Genomic DNA, 1,573 nt, shown 5'->3' on the forward strand with positions numbered 1-1,573 from the left:
GAAGGGGAGAGGGGGAGAGGATTTGACGATTTTCGATCGGGACTCGAAATATACAATTTAAATGCACAACAGCTTAGCAGAAGTTGTAGACACCGATCGCGCTGAAATTCCCTATTTAAGAGCTGCCCCAATAATGCAGGTTCGCACAGTTTTAAGAGAGGCAATAAATGTCTATCTAGCAATCCGCGCTATTTTAACTCTGGTGAAATTTGGCACAGTTCCAGATAGCACGCCAGTCAATCGATTTTAGATTTTAGATTTTAGATTTTAGATTTTAGATTTTAGAATTGAAGCATTGAAGCATTGACCCCACAAATAAATTCGGGGGCTTGTTTATCAGATACAGGTTTTTTATTTCTCCACGGATGAATCCGGGGGCTTGTACCCTAGATGCTTTCAGTCAAACATATCATTGAAACTATCGCTATTCCTGATATGGTTGCGGAAATGGGCAAAGTGCCACCGCATATCTGCGCCTTGCAGATGAAAGTTGCGCTCACAGATATCCTCTTATCTCAATACGAATTTCCTACATCTTGGCTGCCAGCCAAGAGATGTCACGAATTGTTATATTCGAGTGATGTTTTAAATTAGTGGGGAATGGGAAATGGGAATTGGGAATTGGGAATTGGTTAACAGTGCGAGCTTCTAGCTTGCGAGCTTCTAGCTTGCGAGCTTCTAGCTCACACTTTAATGTACGTTAAACCGTACCTGGGAATTGGCGGTCTCCTGCATATAAGCTTTGATTGTATAGCTATAATGTAAACAACTGCTACATCAACCGAATCGACCAGAATTAATTCAGTATCTGCACATACAAAGTCTGCCTCTGCGGGCTGTGAGATTTTTTCAAAATGTTTGCTAAAAAAGGAGACAATTGAGATGACCGATCCAAATATGACCGAAGAACAAATTATAGACGTAACTCCTGAAACTACGGCGATCGTCAAAAAGGAGATGCCCGACGCGACTGATGAGGCGATCGCAGAAACTGCGGTATTATTTGAAGCGATTAAAAAACGCGCTGCGGCAGAGGTACAAGCAGCGGGCGATCTCACCCGTGAGGCTTACTTGAAAGCTGTACAGAAAGCGCAGTTAGCCCTCGCCAAAAATAAAACCATCGCCAAAGAAAGAATGACAGATGCGGTGGGGCTGATTCAAAAGGAAGCTGAGAAAAATTGGCTGGTGGTTGATGCGATTAAAACTCGCGCGCAATCACAGGTGCAAGATGCCGGCGAAATCAGTCGCGAAGCTTATCTCAAAGCTGTGCGCCAAGCGCGAGAAGCGGTGGAACAAAATAAGTTTATCGAACGCGATCGCATCGAACAAGCTGTTGACCACATTCAAACGGAAGCTGAAAAGAATTGGCACGTTATTGTGAGGGAAATTGAGTCGATCGGCACTCGCTTGACTGATGCGTCGAAGTCTGCATGGAACGCGCTGACGGCGTTTTTTGACAAGAAGCATTAAACTCAGATATCACACCATTTTAAAGAACAGGCAAGATGCCTGTTCCACAAAGATTGAATTTTCTTGTGGAACAGGCATCTTGCCTGTTCATATTTAAACAACA

Annotated in this window: 2 protein-coding genes; both read left to right on the forward strand. The window is 43.7% G+C overall.

Translation table 11 applies throughout. From position 1 onward, the window contains the following. Positions 1-61: 61 nt before the first annotated feature. Complete coding sequence (locus QUB70_RS21930) at positions 62-250, forward strand: hypothetical protein (RefSeq protein ID WP_332983423.1); 189 nt, start codon at positions 62-64, stop codon at positions 248-250. Positions 251-882: 632 nt separating this feature from the next. After that, the gene (locus QUB70_RS21935) at positions 883-1,470 is read left to right on the forward strand and encodes a hypothetical protein (RefSeq protein ID WP_332983424.1); all 588 of its coding nucleotides are present in this window, start codon (positions 883-885) and stop codon (positions 1,468-1,470) included. Positions 1,471-1,573: the final 103 nt, after the last annotated feature.

This window comes from Microcoleus sp. A003_D6, from assembly GCF_036702825.1.
In the GTDB taxonomy this organism is placed as follows: domain Bacteria; phylum Cyanobacteriota; class Cyanobacteriia; order Cyanobacteriales; family Microcoleaceae; genus Microcoleus.

Excerpts from the sequence above, each read along its gene's own strand:
- QUB70_RS21930 (WP_332983423.1), top strand. The coding sequence starts at position 62 with ATGCACAACAGCTTAGCAGAAGTTGTAGACACCGATCGCGCTGAAATT.
- QUB70_RS21935 (WP_332983424.1), top strand. The coding sequence starts at position 883 with ATGACCGATCCAAATATGACCGAAGAACAAATTATAGACGTAACTCCT.